Consider the following 15,302-nt stretch of genomic DNA (forward strand, 5'->3'; position numbering starts at 1 on the left):
TCAGCGGCGGCCGGGCAGGCGAAGCCCGGTGAGCAGGTCGGCGGTGCTGGCAACGGCTGGGTGGTCGGCGCTGTGCAGGCGCCGCAGATCGTCCAGCAGGCTGGTCAGGGTCCGTTCGGCCGTCTGGCGCTGGCCGGCGCCGAGCTGCAGGAGCCCGATCTGTCGGCGCAGGTCCAGCACCCGGGCGTCGTCGGCGCCGAAGACGGCGCGTTCGTCCTCGAGCAGGTCCTGCAGCTGGCGCAGAGCCTGGGTGGTGTTGCCGAGCAACGCCTGGCACGTGGCGTCCCGCAGCCGGCACGTCAGTACCGCCGCCGTGTCGGGGCCGTGCCGGGCGGTCAAGTCGTCGACCAGTTGCCGGTAGACCGGCGCCGCACCGTGGTAGTCGCCGCTCTGGAAGAGCGCATCGGCGTACTCCTGCCGCAGCCGCAGTGCGTCGTCACCGGCGTCCCCGGCCCGCGCCACGGCGCCGGCGAGCACGTCGGCGGCCTGGTTGTACCGGGACTGCTCCATCAGCCGGCCGGCCTCGGCACGGACCTCGGCGAGGTCGCCGCCTGCGGGCGCCGCCGGGCGCTCGGTGGCGGGTGGGGTCGGCGCCGTCGGGGGCGTCGTGGCGAAGACGCGGCCGAGCACCGTCGCGTACATCCGGGCCGGGCTCGGCGCGGCGGGCGGGTTGAGGATGCCGGGCAACGGCCGCAGGTCCACGGCGAACGGCAGCAGCCGCAGGAAGACCTCGTCGGCACCGCCCGGACGGTCCTCGGGCTTCTTCTCCAACAGGGCCAGCACCAGCTCGTCGATCTGCGGTGGCACTTCAGGCCGCAGCGTCCGCACTGCCACCGGCCGCTCGTCGACCTGCTTGTTCATCAGCGTGTACGAGGTCGAACCGGCGAAGACCGGCTGGCCGCAGAGCATCTCGTGCAGGGTGCAGCCCAGCGCGTAGAGGTCGCTCGACGGGCCGCTCAGCCCGGCCAGGATCTGCTCCGGCGCCATGTAGGCGGGCGTGCCGATCACCTGGCCGGTGCTGGTGATCTTCGAGAAGTCCGTCAGGTCCACCGCCATCGCCAGCCCGAAGTCCAGGACCTTCACGCTGCCGTCGCGCTCCAGCATCAGGTTGCCCGGCTTGAGGTCGCGGTGGACGAGCGACGCGGCGTGCGCAACCGACAGCACGGCACAGGTCTGCGCGGCGATCGCGGCCGCCCAGCCGACCGGCAGCGGGCCCTGCTCGGCGATCAGGTCGGACATGCTGATGCCGTTGATCCGCTGCATCACCAGGTACGGCCGTCCATCGTGGACACCGGCGTCGTAGACAGCGGGCACCCCGGGATGCTCCAGCCGGGCGGCGATGCGGGACTCCCGGACGAACCGCCGGGTCAGCTCCTCATCAGGCGTGCCCTCCGGGAAGCGGACAAACTTGAGTGCCACCTGGCGGTCCAGGCGCGTGTCGTGCCCGAACCACACCTCACCCATGCCGCCCTTGGCAACCGGCAGCGCTTCGAGCTCATACCGGCCGTTGATCACGGTACGCGCGGACACAGTTTCTCCAGGGTCGGTGACGTCAGCTGCCGTGCCGCAGGGGCGCCAGAGCGCCCTGCGCGCGCAGCTCGGCGATGTGCTCGGCGGCCCGCACCGGGGCGGCGCCGCCGCGGACCAGCAGGCCCGCCTCGATGTTCTTGCCGATGCCCGACTGCGTGAGGTTGGCGCTGGACACCAGCAGCACCCGCCGGTCGGCGACGGCGATTTTCGCGTGCATCTTCGCGCCCGGCTCGGCCCGCCGGTCCCCCGGCCAGTGCCAGAGTCGGACGCCGGCCACGGAGGCGAACGCGGCGGCCGGCTCCGCGCCGGCGAGCGCGCTGCCCGCACCCTGGAGCGTCTCGACGACAACGGTGACGGCCACACCTCGGCCGACGGCGGCGGACAGGGCGTCGAGCAGCGGCGGGTACGGCTTCGCCGAGTACGTCATGAGCAGCAGTTCGTGGTCTGCCTCGCCGGCGATCTCGACCAGCACCTGGGCGGTCGAACGGACCGGCACCCGGTAGGTGCCCGGGCCGCTCCACACCGACTCGACCCGCACGGCGGCGGCCTGCTGGGCGTGTCCGGCCGCCACCCCGCGCAGGTAGGCGGCGGCCTCCACGTCCGTGAGGCCGGCGTCATGCTGCGCGCGGAGTACTGCCTTCGCGGCGTCGGCGAATCCCGCAACGCCCACGGTGTGCAACGCCGCGTGGTCGGGCCAGCCGGCCGCGATGCGGTCCGCGAGCGCCCGCAGCTGCACCGCCCCGAGTTGGGTCACGGCCACGAGCGCCGCTGACTCGAACGCCTCGGTCGTGGTCACGGCAGCTCGCGGAAGAGAGCCAAGTCGGGGTCGTCGATGGGCACCACGAAGCGCCGGTCGAGGAACCGGTTGCCGCGCTCGCAGGTGGTTTCGGAGACGAACAGGCACACGTGGCAGGCGGCGCCGTGCAGGAACTCCTCCGGGAAGCGCGGCAGCCGTTCGGCGCACAGCGGATCGGACGAGCAGTGCATCGCGTCGGCCAATGCGCGGCGGGTCAGCCGGATGAGGGCGTCGGGCTCGGCCAGCGACACCAGCCCGCCGAGCGTGCCCTCGGCGTCGGGGACGGCGGTGTAGATGAGGATGCCGCCGCGCGGGTCGGTTTCGGTGCCGGCGTAGATCCGCTCCGACAGGCTCGCCGAGCTGTAGCCGCACTCCAGGGCGATCGTGCGGATCAGCAGGTGCGACAGCGTGTGCAGGGCGATGTACCGCTCCCCCGGCCACAGCCGCATCTCGTCGAACGGGCCGGTGATCCGGTCCGAGTACCGGTTGCGGCGGAACCGCCCGTAGGCGGCCCGGTGCGCCTGCATGGCGTCGGTCGCCGTGACCCGCTGCACCCAGCCGCCGAGCAGGTCGTCGGGCACCCGCAGGAAGATCCCCTCGCCGCGCACCTCGCTGGCCGGCACCCAGGTGGGCGCCGATCGGGACAGCGGTGCCCGGGTCACGAGGCCGGGGTCGTCCGGGTCGGGAGCGTCCAGCCGGGTGAAGCCGATGAGGGCGCGGACCTCCCGGAGCCGCTCGGCCTGCACGACGTCGGAGAAGCACTCCTTGAGCTGGGCCGGTACGCCGTCTGGGTCGCGCCGAAGGGTGAAGTCGTCGGTCTTCGGCAGCGGACCGGTGGCCGTGAAGATCTCCCACTCGGGGGTCAGCAGATCGGGGTAGGCGTTGCCGTCGTCGGCGGGCTTCGGTCCGGCGCGGTGCCGCTCCATCGCGGCCCACAACTCGTCGTCGGACCAGTTCTCGAACTCGCGCAGCTGGGGAACGTTGTCGCGGACATACGGCAGCATCCCGATGATCGGGATGCCCTCGAGCACTCCCCAGAACTGCTCCACCTTGGTCTGCAGCTCGCTCGCGCCGGTCTTGGGCACCGCGAGCGCCGACAGGGTCTGCGCGAACCACTGGTTCGACGCGCCGACGACCAGCAGCTTGACCTCCGCCTTCGGGCAGCCCAGGGGGTCGAAGTCGGCCAGGTGGGCGCGCCGCCCCCGGCACTTCGGCAGTTTGTCGGCGCCGCGCTGGCCCAGCACCTCGCGCATGTTGCGCCGGTCGCCGCAGTTCAGGCAGCGGATCTCGACGTTGGCGCCGAGGTTGCCGCCGCGGTCGTCCATCCGCAGGCGCGGGTGGCTCGCCTTCGGGCAGTTGCCGCCGTGGTGGACGAAGTGCGCGTAGGGGAAGTCGTCAAGGTGGCCGCTGGTGCAGGCGAGGACGAACCGGGCGCCGACGGCGAGCGGCTTGCGCCCGCTCTTCTTGCGGGTGCAGCTGCCGTGGTAGAACCGCGCCTCGTGCGGCTTGCGGGCCTTGAGGTTCTCGAAGCCGAAGACGCCCGAGTCCAGCGGCGCCAGCTCGTCGCAGACCGTGCACCGCAGCCAGCCCGGAAACGGCACCGTGGGGACGCCGACCTTGCCGGCCGGTCCCTTCGGGTCCTGGTCGGTGCCCTCCATCCACGGCGCCGGCCGCAGCTGGTCGACGCTGCGGTTGCCCAGGGCCCGCACGGCGGCGAGCAGCCGCGGCTCGGCGATCGGCTCCCAGCCCGGGTGGTTGTAGTTCCAGTCGTCCAGGCCGCGCACGAGCACGGAGAAGTTCGGCAGGTCGACGAGCGCGCCGACGCCCGTGGTGAACATGAGGTGGCTGGGCCGCACCGCGCCGACCCGCCGGAAGTGGTTCGCCGTCGCCATCAGACACTCTTCCCGGTCAGCGTGGACTCGCCCATCTCGTCACCGTCGGGCAGGTCCTCCTCCGTCGCCGGCGCGTCGACGCCCGCGAACGCCCACGCCGGGGCGCCGTAGAGCTCGTTGAAGACCTCGGACCCGGCCGGCACCAGCAGGTTGATCTCGTTCTCGGTCTCGCGCATCGACATGCCGACCGTCAGGTCGTCCCACTTACCGCTGCCGGCCTGGTTGAGCAGTCCCGCCAGTTGCTGCTGCTTGAACGCTCCGGCCTGGTAGCCCAGCCGCGTCGACCCGGTTTTGCGCTTCGTCCACTTCTCGACGAGGACCTTGAGCCGCTCCTCGAGGTAGTCGCGGCCGCGCGGACCGCCGATCGTCTCGGCCCGGGCCAGCAGCCGCTCGACGATCCGGCCGACCTCGGGCCCGCCGAGCGGCACGTCGTGGGCGTCGAGGTTGCGGGAGAACTGCTCGTGGGCGTTGCGTACGGCCGCGACGACCGTCGCGGTGACGCCCCGGTCGAGCGCCCGGCGGGTGTACGGGGTGACCGAGAGCGCCTCGACCTGGCGGTAAAACGTCGCATGGTAGTACTCGAAATCCTCGAAGTGGGCCAAGTCCCGGGGCCGCGTCCAGTTGTACAGCGTCACCACCAGCCCGGGCCGTTTCGCGTCACGGCCGACCCGGGAGGAGGCCTGGATGTACTCAGCGGTGTTCTTCGGCTGGCCGGTCACCACCATCAGCCCGAACCGGGACACGTCCACTCCGACCTGCAGCATCGAGGTGGCCAGGACCACGTCGACCGGCAGCTGGTCCTGTCGGCTCCGATGCGAGAACCGCTCGGCCAGCGGGTGGAACGGGACCCGCGGGTTCGAAGTTGTCTTGGCGCTCATGGCCGCCCGGATGTCGTCGGCGATGGCGCGGCGCCGCGCCGACGTGTCCAGTTCCGGGTCGAACCCGACCTCCAGCCGCTTCAGCACGTCGCTGATGTCGGCCGAGGAGATCCGCGACGTCAACTCCTGGATCGTGAGCATCTGCGTGCCGGTGATGAGCCGGTCCGACAGGCCCTTGCGCCGGCCGTGCGAACGGACCCGGGTCGCGACGTCATCGTCCAGGTAGCGGCGCATGCCCGCCAGCTCACGGGTGGCGTTGAAGTAGCCGACGAGGGTCAGGTACGGGTCGGCCGGCTCGCCGTACCGATCGAACAGCGTCTGCCCGGCGAGCAGCAGGATCTCGGCCAGGCGAATCTCGGCCGACTTGAGCCGCACCCCGTGCGCACAGACGCCGAGGTACCGGCGGCCCGGATGCTCCTGGCTGAGCGGCACCTGCTCGCTGAAGAACGTGTCGGTGATGTCGATGACCGGTGGCGGGAACACCGCCAGCTCCCGGCCGAAGACGCCGCGGACCTGCTCCCGGGCGCGCTTCGTCGTCGCCGTCGACGCGACGATCTTCGGCCCGGCCGCGCCGCCGCCCGGCAGCGGCCACGTGCACAGCTCGTCGACGGCCGCCTCGAACAGCCCGACCACGGTGCCCAGCGCGCCCGAGATCAGGTGCATCTCGTCTTGCACGATGAGGTCCGGGGGTCGCAGCCGCACCACCGGCTGGCTGGCCACCGCGGGCAGCGCACCCTTGGCGTTGTGGCGGCTGGTGCAGCCCGTCTTCACATCCAGGTCGTCGTGGCGGTACCCGTGGCGCGGGCACAACGAGTGCGTCCGGCCGAACAGCATGCCGGCGAACCCCCGCCACGGCAGCTGGGCCAGCTTGTCGACCGTCGCGATGACCAGGCTCGGCAGGAACCGGTAGATCTCCTCATCGATCGTGAGGATCGGCAACCCTTCGGCCGAGCGGGTCGCGGAGAACGGGCACGCGTCGGGGCCTTCGGCCTGCGGGCAGTGCAGCAGCACCCGGCGCAGGTCCTTGTCGACGCGCAGATCGTGGTGGCCGCGGAGCTTCGAGCCGCACCACGGGCACGACAGCGTCTGCAGGACGTTCGTACGTTTCGCGTCGCCGGCCTCGCGGGCCTCCGCGATCTGATCGGCCGCTTCATCGAACCAGTTCGGTGACACGCCACCGCCGACCCACAGCCCGATCCGGAAAGGCTCGCTCCCCCACCGGATCTCATCCCGGCGCCGCAGCAGTTCGGCGGCACACACTAGCGCCGCCGCCCGCTGGAACTGCTGGGCGGTGAGCAACCGCAGCGTGTACCGCATCAAGACCGCAACGCCCGCCATGCCACTGCGCGCGTCCACACCGGTGCCGATCGTGCGCTGCAGCCGCCGGATCGCGAACGTGAACGCGGTGAGGCCGAGGTACGCTTCCGTCTTGCCGCCACCGGTCGGGAAGAACAGCAGGTCGACGGTGGCGGTGTGGGCAGCGGCCCGCTCCGGGTGGGCCGGATCGGTCAGCGACGGGATGTTCAGCAGGACGAAGGCGAGCTGGAACGGCCGCCACGACGCGGCATCGGCTCCTTTCTCTTTCACCTTCGCCTCGGCCTCCGCATAGGACAGTCCGAGCTCGTCGCGGAGCCGGCCGATCTCGGTGTGCCGGCGCTGCAGTGCCATCGCCTCGTTCGCGAACCGGAACGCGGCCAGAGCATCCTCGTGGCCCTGCTGCCGCGGATCGGTGAGCAGCTCGATGCCGGCCCTGATCCGCGCGGCCGCCCGCTCCGCCACGAACACGGCCGACTCGGCGGCGGCCTGCAGCGGCGCCGGCAACTCCGGGATGCCGGCCTTCTGCTCGGCCAGCCAGGCCGTGTAGCCGTCCGCGAGAGGCAGCAGGCCGACCCGCAACGCATCCGTTTCGGCGGTCGCCAGCGCGTCCATCGACAGCTCGACGGCGGCGAGGGGCGTCCCCTCCCCCACCGGCGCGACCGTGGCGGGCACGTTGTAGACCGGCAGCCAGGTCGTCTCCAGCTTGTGCGCGCACCGCTCGCCGTCGCGCACCGACGGGTGGACGGCCACGTTGCGGCCGGCCGCGTAGCGTCGCTGTGACCGGTAAAGCAGCCGCAGGTGCGCCTCCTCGAGGTCGTCACCAACCGTCTGGAGGTCGTCGAGCGGATCGTCGATCGGCAGGAACACGGCCGCCGCGCCGTCCAGCGCCGTCACCCGCAGATCGGGCTGGAACAGCCACGCCGTGTCGCCGTTGACGGCCGGCTCGACCTGCGCGTTGATGAGCACCAGTTGTACGACGCGCCGACCTTTTCGCGGCCGGACGTCCACGGCGAGAAGCACACCCGGCGCATCCGGGTCCGTGCCCGTCAGCGGTAAGCGCTGCGACGTTTCGGCGTCGAGTCGTACCGTTTTCTCGTACGGCACCGGTTCCCGCGCCCAGACGCTGCGCTTCTTGCCGTCCTCCTCAGCCTCGCGCTTGTCGTACTTGCCCCATTGCCCGGCCACGTGCAGCGCGTCGACGTCGTCGGGCACGGCGAACATCATGCCCATCGACGAGGCCCACAGCTTGCCGAGCGACTGGGGCGTCAGCACCTCGGGCAGCTCTCCCTCGCTGCCGTCGCCCTGCGCTGACGAGGCTTCCACATCCTGGGCCGGGTCGGCCTGGGTGCCCCCGTCCGCGTTGGACCGGGACCGGGGGCCGAGCATGCCGACCAGGTAGCGTTCGCGCGGACCCATGGCGCGCGGCCGGAACTGCTCCGTCTCGCCGTCCCAGGGGCCCAGCAGGTCCCGGCGGACCAGGTCTTCGAGCTCATCGCGCACCTGGTACGAACTGACGTTGCCGAACGCCTGTGGCACGTCGAGCGGCGGGATGATCGGTGGCTGCTCCGGCCCGGCCTCCGGCTGCAGCGGCAGCGCCTCCTGCTCGCCGCGCGGGTGCGGGAAAAGGCTCTCCTGCTCGCCAGCCATCAGAACAACGCCTCCTCGTCCGGCGAGGTCGCGCTCGGCATGCGGTTCGCGGCCTTCTTCCTGTCGTGCAGACCTTTCGCCTCTTCTTCGGCGTACCGCTGCTGGTTCAGCTCCAGCAGGAGATCGACCATTTCACGCTGAGCAGCCGGGCCGACGGTGTACCGCGTGTACGGCCCGGTCTTGTGGAACCCATGGTCGAGTCCTTGCCGCAGCAGGTCATCCCAGCCGTACGCCTCGCACACAGCCACGTCGATGTCCCGGTGGATCTGCCGCAGCTCGACGATGTCGTCATCGGCGCACCCGGCGTCGAACACCAGGCTGTAGGTCGCCGTCAGCCCCGCGTTCCGCGAGAGCATGATCTCCCGCCGCCGCCGGTCGAGCCGATCGCCCAACGCATGCATCGCGTCCACAAGGTCAGGCATTGGCAACGTCTCAAACACGTCTGAAGGCGTGTATCGGAGGTCCGTCTTCATCGTCGAACCGTTACTAACGGCCCACCAATAATGCGGCGAACTCGACAACAACGCCAACATTCCGAGGCTATCCGTGGCAAATACAGTAAGCCCGTGCGAGAACACCTGATTAGCAGGAACCATTACTGGCATTACTATTTTTGAGTGGATTGTTTGAACAAGAACTCGACTCAACCGACCAATTAACCGATATAGCACAGTTCGCTTATCCCCATATTGCCAATATCGCTCAGGGAGCGGCCTGCGCAGAGCATAAGAGCCGTCCGGGCGACGACGCTGCCTCTCCGGCCTAACAGCGGATTCCACGATCTGAACAACTTCGGGATAACCTCTGGCCCGCTGAAGCGGCCAATCGTAGAAGTTAATTACCCATCTACTCGCAGAGCAGTCCGGGCGAGAGTTTAAATCCTGACCGCTGAGATAAGGCGACAATACTTCCCTATTGCGTGAGTCCGAAGAGATTAATTCGGCGGCATGATCTGGGGCAATGGTGAATCCAATACCATCGAGCTTCGAACCCTGCGAAGCAACACCTTTATTTGCGGCTAAACCCGCAGGCTTTCCGCTAATCCGCGTCTTAGGCTCGAGTGCAGCCGTGATACCGGAAACCGCTTGGCCATCTGCAATGCACGGCACCCCTGAAGCGGGAACACTCCGAGAAGTCCATACCGCACAGTACTCCAAAGCCGCGCTTCTTGACGGCCAAGGCCTGCTTTTCACCGCACGTACGATAGTTATACCTGATGCAACGATCTGGTCCAGGCCGATTTCACGAGTGTCGCCCTGAGCGAGGGTATTGGTGGCGACAAGACCAGCATGCCCCGTACGGCTAAGCAATTCGTGCGAGCGAAGGGCAAAATAGGCCACTAAATCACCTCGGCCCCCGGCACGAATGCCGTTAGCAATATCCAGCACTATGAGATCACGATAAGCAGCTCCCAGTGGCGCGCTGATCTTGGTGCCGCCGAGGAATGGGGGGTTGCCGATGACCGCGTCGAAACCGCCTTGTTCAAAGACCTCCGGAAACTGGAGTGGCCAGTGCAACGGCTGGCGGTCGAAGGAGCCTGCCACTTGGTCCGTCGCGAGCCACTGCTTCCGCTGCCGGCGGGCCTCGGCGTAGTCGCCGGACTGCGATGCCTCGCTGGCGTACTTGGCCGCCGCGGCATATCCGCCCTCCTTGCCGCCGTACGCGAGCGCTGCACCGACCACCAGGTCCGAGAACAGCCGCAACTGCCGGGTCTGGTCCTCGACCTCGTCGAGCAGTTCGCGTTTGCGGGCCAGAGCCTTCATCGGATCTTCGCCCGGATCGTTCGTGGCGATTAGGCGGCGGCGCTCCGCCGCCTCGTGGACCAGCGGCCGCACGCCGGCCGCCCACTCGAACAAGTCGTCGTGGACGTCGCGGCCGCGTTTCGGGTCCAGGTGCATGTACTCCAACTGCTCGAGGCTGGTGATGCCGAGCAGGGAGTCACCCGCGACTAGGCGGTCGTCGAGGAACGTGAAAGGGCGCTGCGGATCCATCGACACCAGCCACAGCGACAGCTTCGCCATCTCGACGGCCATCGGGTTAATGTCCACGCCGTACAGGCAATGTTCAATGATCTGGCGGCGGGCCTCGATCACGAGCGGATCCTCGTCGGCGCCGGTATGCCGGCCCGCGGCTGCTCCCAGGAACGCCGCCGCGCGCTCGTCGCCCTCGGCGGACCACGCCTCGATGAGATGTTCGGCAAGGTAACGCGCCGCGGCGACCAGGAACGCCGCCGAGCCCATCGCGATGTCGGCCACGTTCAGCGCGAGGATGTCCGCGCTCGTTCTGCGCTTCCAGTGGGTCTTGTCGGCGGTCTGCAGCGGGCCGGGCGAGTAGACTAGCGGTTCAAGCGCGCCCTCCACGACCTCCTCGGCGAGGAATCGCGGCGTGTAGTGGGTGCCGGTGTTCTTGCGCAGCGCCGATTCGGTCACGAACAGCGCGCCGGGCAGGATGACCGTCGGCAGGCCGCGGAGGTCTTCGCGGATGACGCCGAAGTACGGAAGCAGCCGCTCCGCCAGTGGGTAGGCGCCGCCGGTCACCGCGAGCAGCTTCTTGCGAGCCTCCTCGCGCTCGACCCGGCCGAGCGGGGCGAGTCGCTTGGTGAGCGCCGCGACTGAGCCGATCTTCGAGTCCTTGTACCGCTCCGCGAGAGCCGCGGCCAGTTCCGCCGGTGCGGACGGCAGCATCTCAAGAGCGGTCAGCGGTACCTCTTCCTCCTGGCCTTCCTTGCCGATGAGGCCGACGACCACGTCGTCGGCGCGGAAGCCCTCGAAGGACAGCAGGCCCTCGTAGACGTACCCGATCTGCTCCACATCAAGGGTGCGGAAGCTCAGCGTGCGTACCTCGCGCGAGCGGCCGGTGCCGATCTCGACGCGCTGGACGGCGCGCAGCATGTAGAGCACCGTCCGGTCGTCGATGGACAGCGGCAGCCACGGGTACGTCGTCGGGTCGAACAGCGAGCCGTCGTGCGCGTGCATGGTGAGGCGCGGGTGGGTGATGCCGTGGTACACGGCGTTGAACAGGGCCAGCAGCCGGTGCCACGCGGCGGAGGTGTGTTCGAGGTCCTCCTCGCTGCCCTCGGTGACCCGGTCCTCTAGCTCGGCGCGGAGCCGGCCAGCGGAGTAGGCGGTGGCGTAGAGGTCGTTGTCGGAGGGTAGCAGCTTGCGTTCCTCGGCGAAGAGCAGGAAGACGATGCGCATCATGACGGCGACGGCGCCGCGGTACACGTCGTGGGCCGTGACCTGTTCCAGGCCGGAGCCGCCGCGTTCGCGTTCGCGGATGTCGGCGCGGCCGATGGCGGCGACGAGGAGCTCAACCGCCCGGCGGACCTGGACGCCGAGGGCCTCGGTGATCTCCTCCTGGTTGTCCTTGCTGTCGCGCAGCAGGGGTACGAGCCGCTCGGCCTCGGGGACGCCGAAGAACCGGCGCCGGCTCAGCAGCGACACGAACGCGCGCACGACGTCGCGCTCGGCGGCCTCGGGCCAGGCGACGGCGTCGAACACCGCCGTCGTGGTGACCCCGCCGCGGGGCGCCCAGATCAGAACCCACCAGCGGCCGTCGGTGGCCAGGCCGAGCTCGACGTCGTGGTGCCGGCACAGGTGCGCCAGGCGGTCGACCGGGGTCGCGCTCCAGGTGGAGCCGGCGACGCGGGCGGTGGGCCGGTTCGCGGGCGGGCAGACCAGGCCGAGCAGCCGTACGGTGTCGGGCTTGACCTCTTCGTCCGGCTCGGCGAGCACGAACGACGGGGCGATGTCGGCGTCGTGCTCGGCGATGTGCGCGGTCAGGTCTTCAAGGCCGTCGCGGTGCAGCGCGTCACCCCACCCGAGGAGGTCGCCGAGGACGTAATCGATCCACGCTGCCTGCCCGGCGTCGGGGTCGTCGAGCCAGGCGGCGTGTTCGGCCCGGAGCCGTTCGCGGATCTTCTTGTCGAGCGGGTCGAGGGTCGGCCAGGTGGCGCGCAGGACGGGGAGGCTGAGGAACGGGCCGCTCACCTCGACCAGGCTGAGCCAGTCGCGGTGCTGCTGCGCGCTGTCGGGTGCGGCGGGGCGTCCCTTGAACGTCCGGCTCATCGGGTGGCTTCCTTCCTCGGTACGACGAAGATCACCGCGACCGGGAACCGGTGGGGCTGCGGGTCGCGGTAGCGGTTCGCGATCGCCTGCAGCTCTCGGTCGCGTTCGCCCTCCAGCTCGCGCAGACGCTCGTCCCAGGACTGGCGGTCGCGGCGGAACTGTGCGCGCTCCTCCTTGGTGCGCTGCCAGTCGGCGGCCTCGGCCCGGCTGAACAACGTGTTCTCCGCTTCTTCCTCGTCGACGACGAGGGCTTCGCGTAGTGAGGCCTCGAATTGGTCGAGGTTGGCGATGACGCGTTGCTGTTCGGCCTGCTCCCGCTGGTGCAGCTTGCGTTTTAGGGCGTCCCACCTGGTCGCGGTGCGCCAGTCGATCGCGGCGAGGAGGCCGTCGGCGATCCGGGGCCAGCGGGCGGCGAGTCTGGCCTGGACGATCGGCGAGGCGGGGGTACCGCTGGTGAGGGCCCGGTCGAGGATGCCGCCGAGGGTGGTGAGGTTCTCGATGCGGCGGAATCTGCCGTTGTCGGGCGCCCAGCCGCCGGCGTACAGGACTTCCTCGTGCAGCCGGATGCCGTCGGCGCCGACGAGGACGAAGCGGGAGTAGGCGCCGACCAGCACGTCGTCCAGCGCGGGGTCATCGCTGACCACGGCGGCGACCCGGTGCAGGCCGATGTCGCCGTTCGACACGGCGGCCCGGAGCAGGCGGGTGGACATCGCGACGAGTGGGTGGCCGAGGTGGGCGAGGACGGCCGTACCGCCGTGCTCGGCCAGTTCCCGGATCGCGCGCGTGTCGAAGGCGACCGGGAGCTGCCGCGGGGGTTCGCCGTCGCGCTGCAGCTTGTCGGTCAGGCCGGCCGCCGCGCGCTGCCAGGATCCGGTCAGCGGCGGTACGGCGAAGAGCCCGTCGACCGGGGACTTGTCGTCGAGGTGCGGCTGCAGCGGCTGCTGGCGGGCCAGTTCGAGCGCGGTGTCGACGACTCGCTTGACCGCGGCGGGTGTGATGCCGAGTTCGTGCACGGTGTCGTCGAGGTTGGTGCGCAGCCTGCGGACCTGCTCGCCGACGTTGGACTCGACGGGAACGGTGTCCTTCGGGCCGCTGCCGGCCTTGTCGACGTCGTAGTCGACGGTCTCGCCGAGCATGCGGCGCTGGACGGCATCGGCGAGGACGGCGTTGACGGAGCCGAGGTCGGACTCCATCCGTGCGATCTTGGTCGCGACGCGGGACAGGAACTCCAGGTCGGCCTCGAACCCGTCGACCTGGTGTCCCCAGCCCGTGCCGACGAAGTGCCGGATGTCGGGGGTGGTGCGCTGCCCGTACCGGTCGATGCGGCCGATGCGCTGCTCGAGTTTGTTCGGGTTGAAGGGGATGTCGTAGTTGACGAGGCGGTGGCAGTACCGCTGCAGGTCGATGCCCTCGCTGGCGGCGTCGGTGGCGAGGAGGATCCGCACCGGGTGCTCGGTCGGGTCGGCCTGGAAGGCGAGGCGCAGCTGTTCCCGGTCGTCGGTGGAGACCGCGCCGTGCAGCTCCGCCAGGGCGGCGCCGGCGAGCCCTTCCTGCCGGAGCAGCCCGGTGAGCCAGAGCTGGGTGTCGCGGTACTCGGTGAAGACGAGCACGCGTTCGTTCATCCAGTGCGTGCCGTCGGGTTGGCACACACCTTTGAGGTAGTTGATGAGTTCGCGGGCCTTGGCGTCGGGCTTGGCCTCGTGCGCCAGGGCCCAGGTCTCCATCTCCTCGAGCAGCGCGATCTCGCGGTCGGTGGCGTCCGGCTGCATCGGGCGGGTGCGGCTCAGCACGTCGTCCTCGGCGTCGGCGAGCTCCTCGTCGTCGAGGGTGGCGGTGTCCTCGATGAACCCGTCCAACCACTGCGGGATGTCGTCGTCGACCGGCTGGGCGGCGGGCGCCTTGCGCGAGCGCAGCGTCTCCAGGTAGACGCCGACGGTGTGCGCGAACGCCGCGGGGCTGGAGAACAGGCGCTTCTTCAACAGCAGGGTCACCAGGTCGGTGGCTTTGCGCCCGCGCCGGGTGTTGAGCCGCTGCCGCCGCAGCTCGGCGAACTCCTTGAGCAGGGCGTGTACCGCCCGCTCGCTCGGCGGGTACTCCACCGGCATGGCGCGGGTGTGGCGCTGGGCGAAGCGGGGCGTGCCGTCGGCGTTGACGATGTCGCGCTTGAGGCGGCGCACGACGGTCTCCTTGACCGCCGTCGCGTCGGGCTCCATGCCGCGCGCGAACCGCTGGTTGTCGAGGATCTCCAGCAGGGCGGTGAAGGACGCCTGGTAGCCGTTGTGCGGGGTCGCCGATAGGAACAGCCGGTGCGTGAAGTGCGGGGCCAGCCGGCGGATGAGCTTGGTCTGCTGCGAGTCGACGGCATAGACCTGCTTGGGGGCGGCGGGAGCGACGTGGTGCGCCTCGTCGAGGATGAGCAGGTCGAATGTGCGCGGATAGCTGGGTCCGTCGGCGGGCAGCACCTCGTCCAGCAGCCGCTGCGCCTTCGGTCCGCGCAGCCAAGGCAGGCTGACGATGCTCAGCGGGTACACCTCGAACGGGTTGGCTGCTGAACCGTGCGTGCGCCGCACGAGCGCACAACGCTCGGTGTCGATGACGGTGAAGTCGAGACCGAACTTCTCCGCCATCTCGTCGCGCCACTTCACGGTCAGGCCGGCAGGGCAGACGATCATGATGCGGCGGGCGCGGTGCCGCAGCAGCAGCTCCTGGGCGACCAGGCCAGCCTCGATGGTCTTGCCCAGGCCGACGTCATCGGCGAGCAGGAGGTTGACCCGTGGCGCGTCGACCGCCCGGGCGACCGGCTCGAGCTGGTAGTCCTCGATCGCCACTCCGGAGCGGAACGGCGCCTGCAGGGTCTTGGCGTCCGCCGAGGTGACCGCGGACCAGCGGACCGCGTCGAGGAACGCGGCCAGCCGCTGCGGCGGGTCGAAGCCGCCCTCGGCGACCGCCGGAAGGGCGCCAGTCGGCAGCACCTGCCGCCCTGGCTCGACCTCCCAGATCACGTCGAGCGTGTGGCCGTACCGCCCGTCCTCGACGCTCTGCAGGCTAACGAGGCTGCTGCGGTCCCCGACGTTGACGTCGCTGACGACCCAACGTTGCCCACGGACCGCGACCAGCGAGCCGATGCTGGGGGTGTCCGTCGTCGCGCTCACCACGCCGTGCTCCAATGCATGTA

Annotated in this window: 6 protein-coding genes; all 6 read right to left on the bottom strand. The window is 70.0% G+C overall.

All coding sequences use genetic code 11. From position 1 onward, the window contains the following. Genes ACQEVU_RS35045 through drmD form a run of 6 tightly spaced genes read right to left on the bottom strand, consistent with a single transcriptional unit; the run spans position 1 to position 15,279 of the window. Positions 1-1,530 (bottom strand): protein kinase domain-containing protein, encoded by a 1,530-nt coding sequence (locus ACQEVU_RS35045; RefSeq protein ID WP_433331247.1) that lies wholly within the window; start codon positions 1,528-1,530, stop codon positions 1-3. Positions 1,531-1,552: 22 nt separating this feature from the next. Continuing rightward, positions 1,553-2,326, bottom strand: a complete 774-nt coding sequence (gene drmC / locus ACQEVU_RS35050) for a DISARM system phospholipase D-like protein DrmC (RefSeq protein WP_433331249.1) — start codon at positions 2,324-2,326, stop codon at positions 1,553-1,555. Further along, positions 2,323-4,218, bottom strand: a complete 1,896-nt coding sequence (drmB, locus tag ACQEVU_RS35055; RefSeq protein ID WP_433331251.1) for a DrmB family protein — start codon at positions 4,216-4,218, stop codon at positions 2,323-2,325. Before drmB ends, drmC begins: the two co-directional genes overlap by 4 nt. Then, positions 4,218-8,060, bottom strand: coding sequence for a DISARM system helicase DrmA (gene drmA, locus ACQEVU_RS35060; RefSeq protein ID WP_433331253.1), 3,843 nt, complete (start codon positions 8,058-8,060; stop codon positions 4,218-4,220). Before drmA ends, drmB begins: the two co-directional genes overlap by 1 nt. Further along, positions 8,060-12,127 carry an Eco57I restriction-modification methylase domain-containing protein gene (locus tag ACQEVU_RS35065; protein ID WP_433331255.1) on the bottom strand — a complete coding sequence of 1,356 codons (4,068 nt, stop codon included), beginning with the start codon at positions 12,125-12,127 and terminating at the stop codon, positions 8,060-8,062. The genes drmA and ACQEVU_RS35065 overlap by 1 nt, the downstream gene beginning before the upstream one ends. Next, positions 12,124-15,279, bottom strand: a complete 3,156-nt coding sequence (gene drmD, locus ACQEVU_RS35070; protein WP_433331257.1) for a DISARM system SNF2-like helicase DrmD — start codon at positions 15,277-15,279, stop codon at positions 12,124-12,126. The genes ACQEVU_RS35065 and drmD overlap by 4 nt, the downstream gene beginning before the upstream one ends. Between the last annotated feature and the right edge of the window lie 23 nt (positions 15,280-15,302).

The sequence above is a fragment of the Dactylosporangium sp. CA-139066 genome, assembly GCF_050936175.1.
GTDB lineage: Bacteria > Actinomycetota > Actinomycetes > Mycobacteriales > Micromonosporaceae > Dactylosporangium.

Coding starts and splice junctions, on each gene's coding strand:
- ACQEVU_RS35065 (WP_433331255.1), bottom strand. CDS start 12,127: ATGAGCCGGACGTTCAAGGGACGCCCCGCCGCACCCGACAGCGCGCAG.
- drmA (WP_433331253.1), bottom strand. CDS start 8,060: ATGGCTGGCGAGCAGGAGAGCCTTTTCCCGCACCCGCGCGGCGAGCAG.
- drmB (WP_433331251.1), bottom strand. CDS start 4,218: ATGGCGACGGCGAACCACTTCCGGCGGGTCGGCGCGGTGCGGCCCAGC.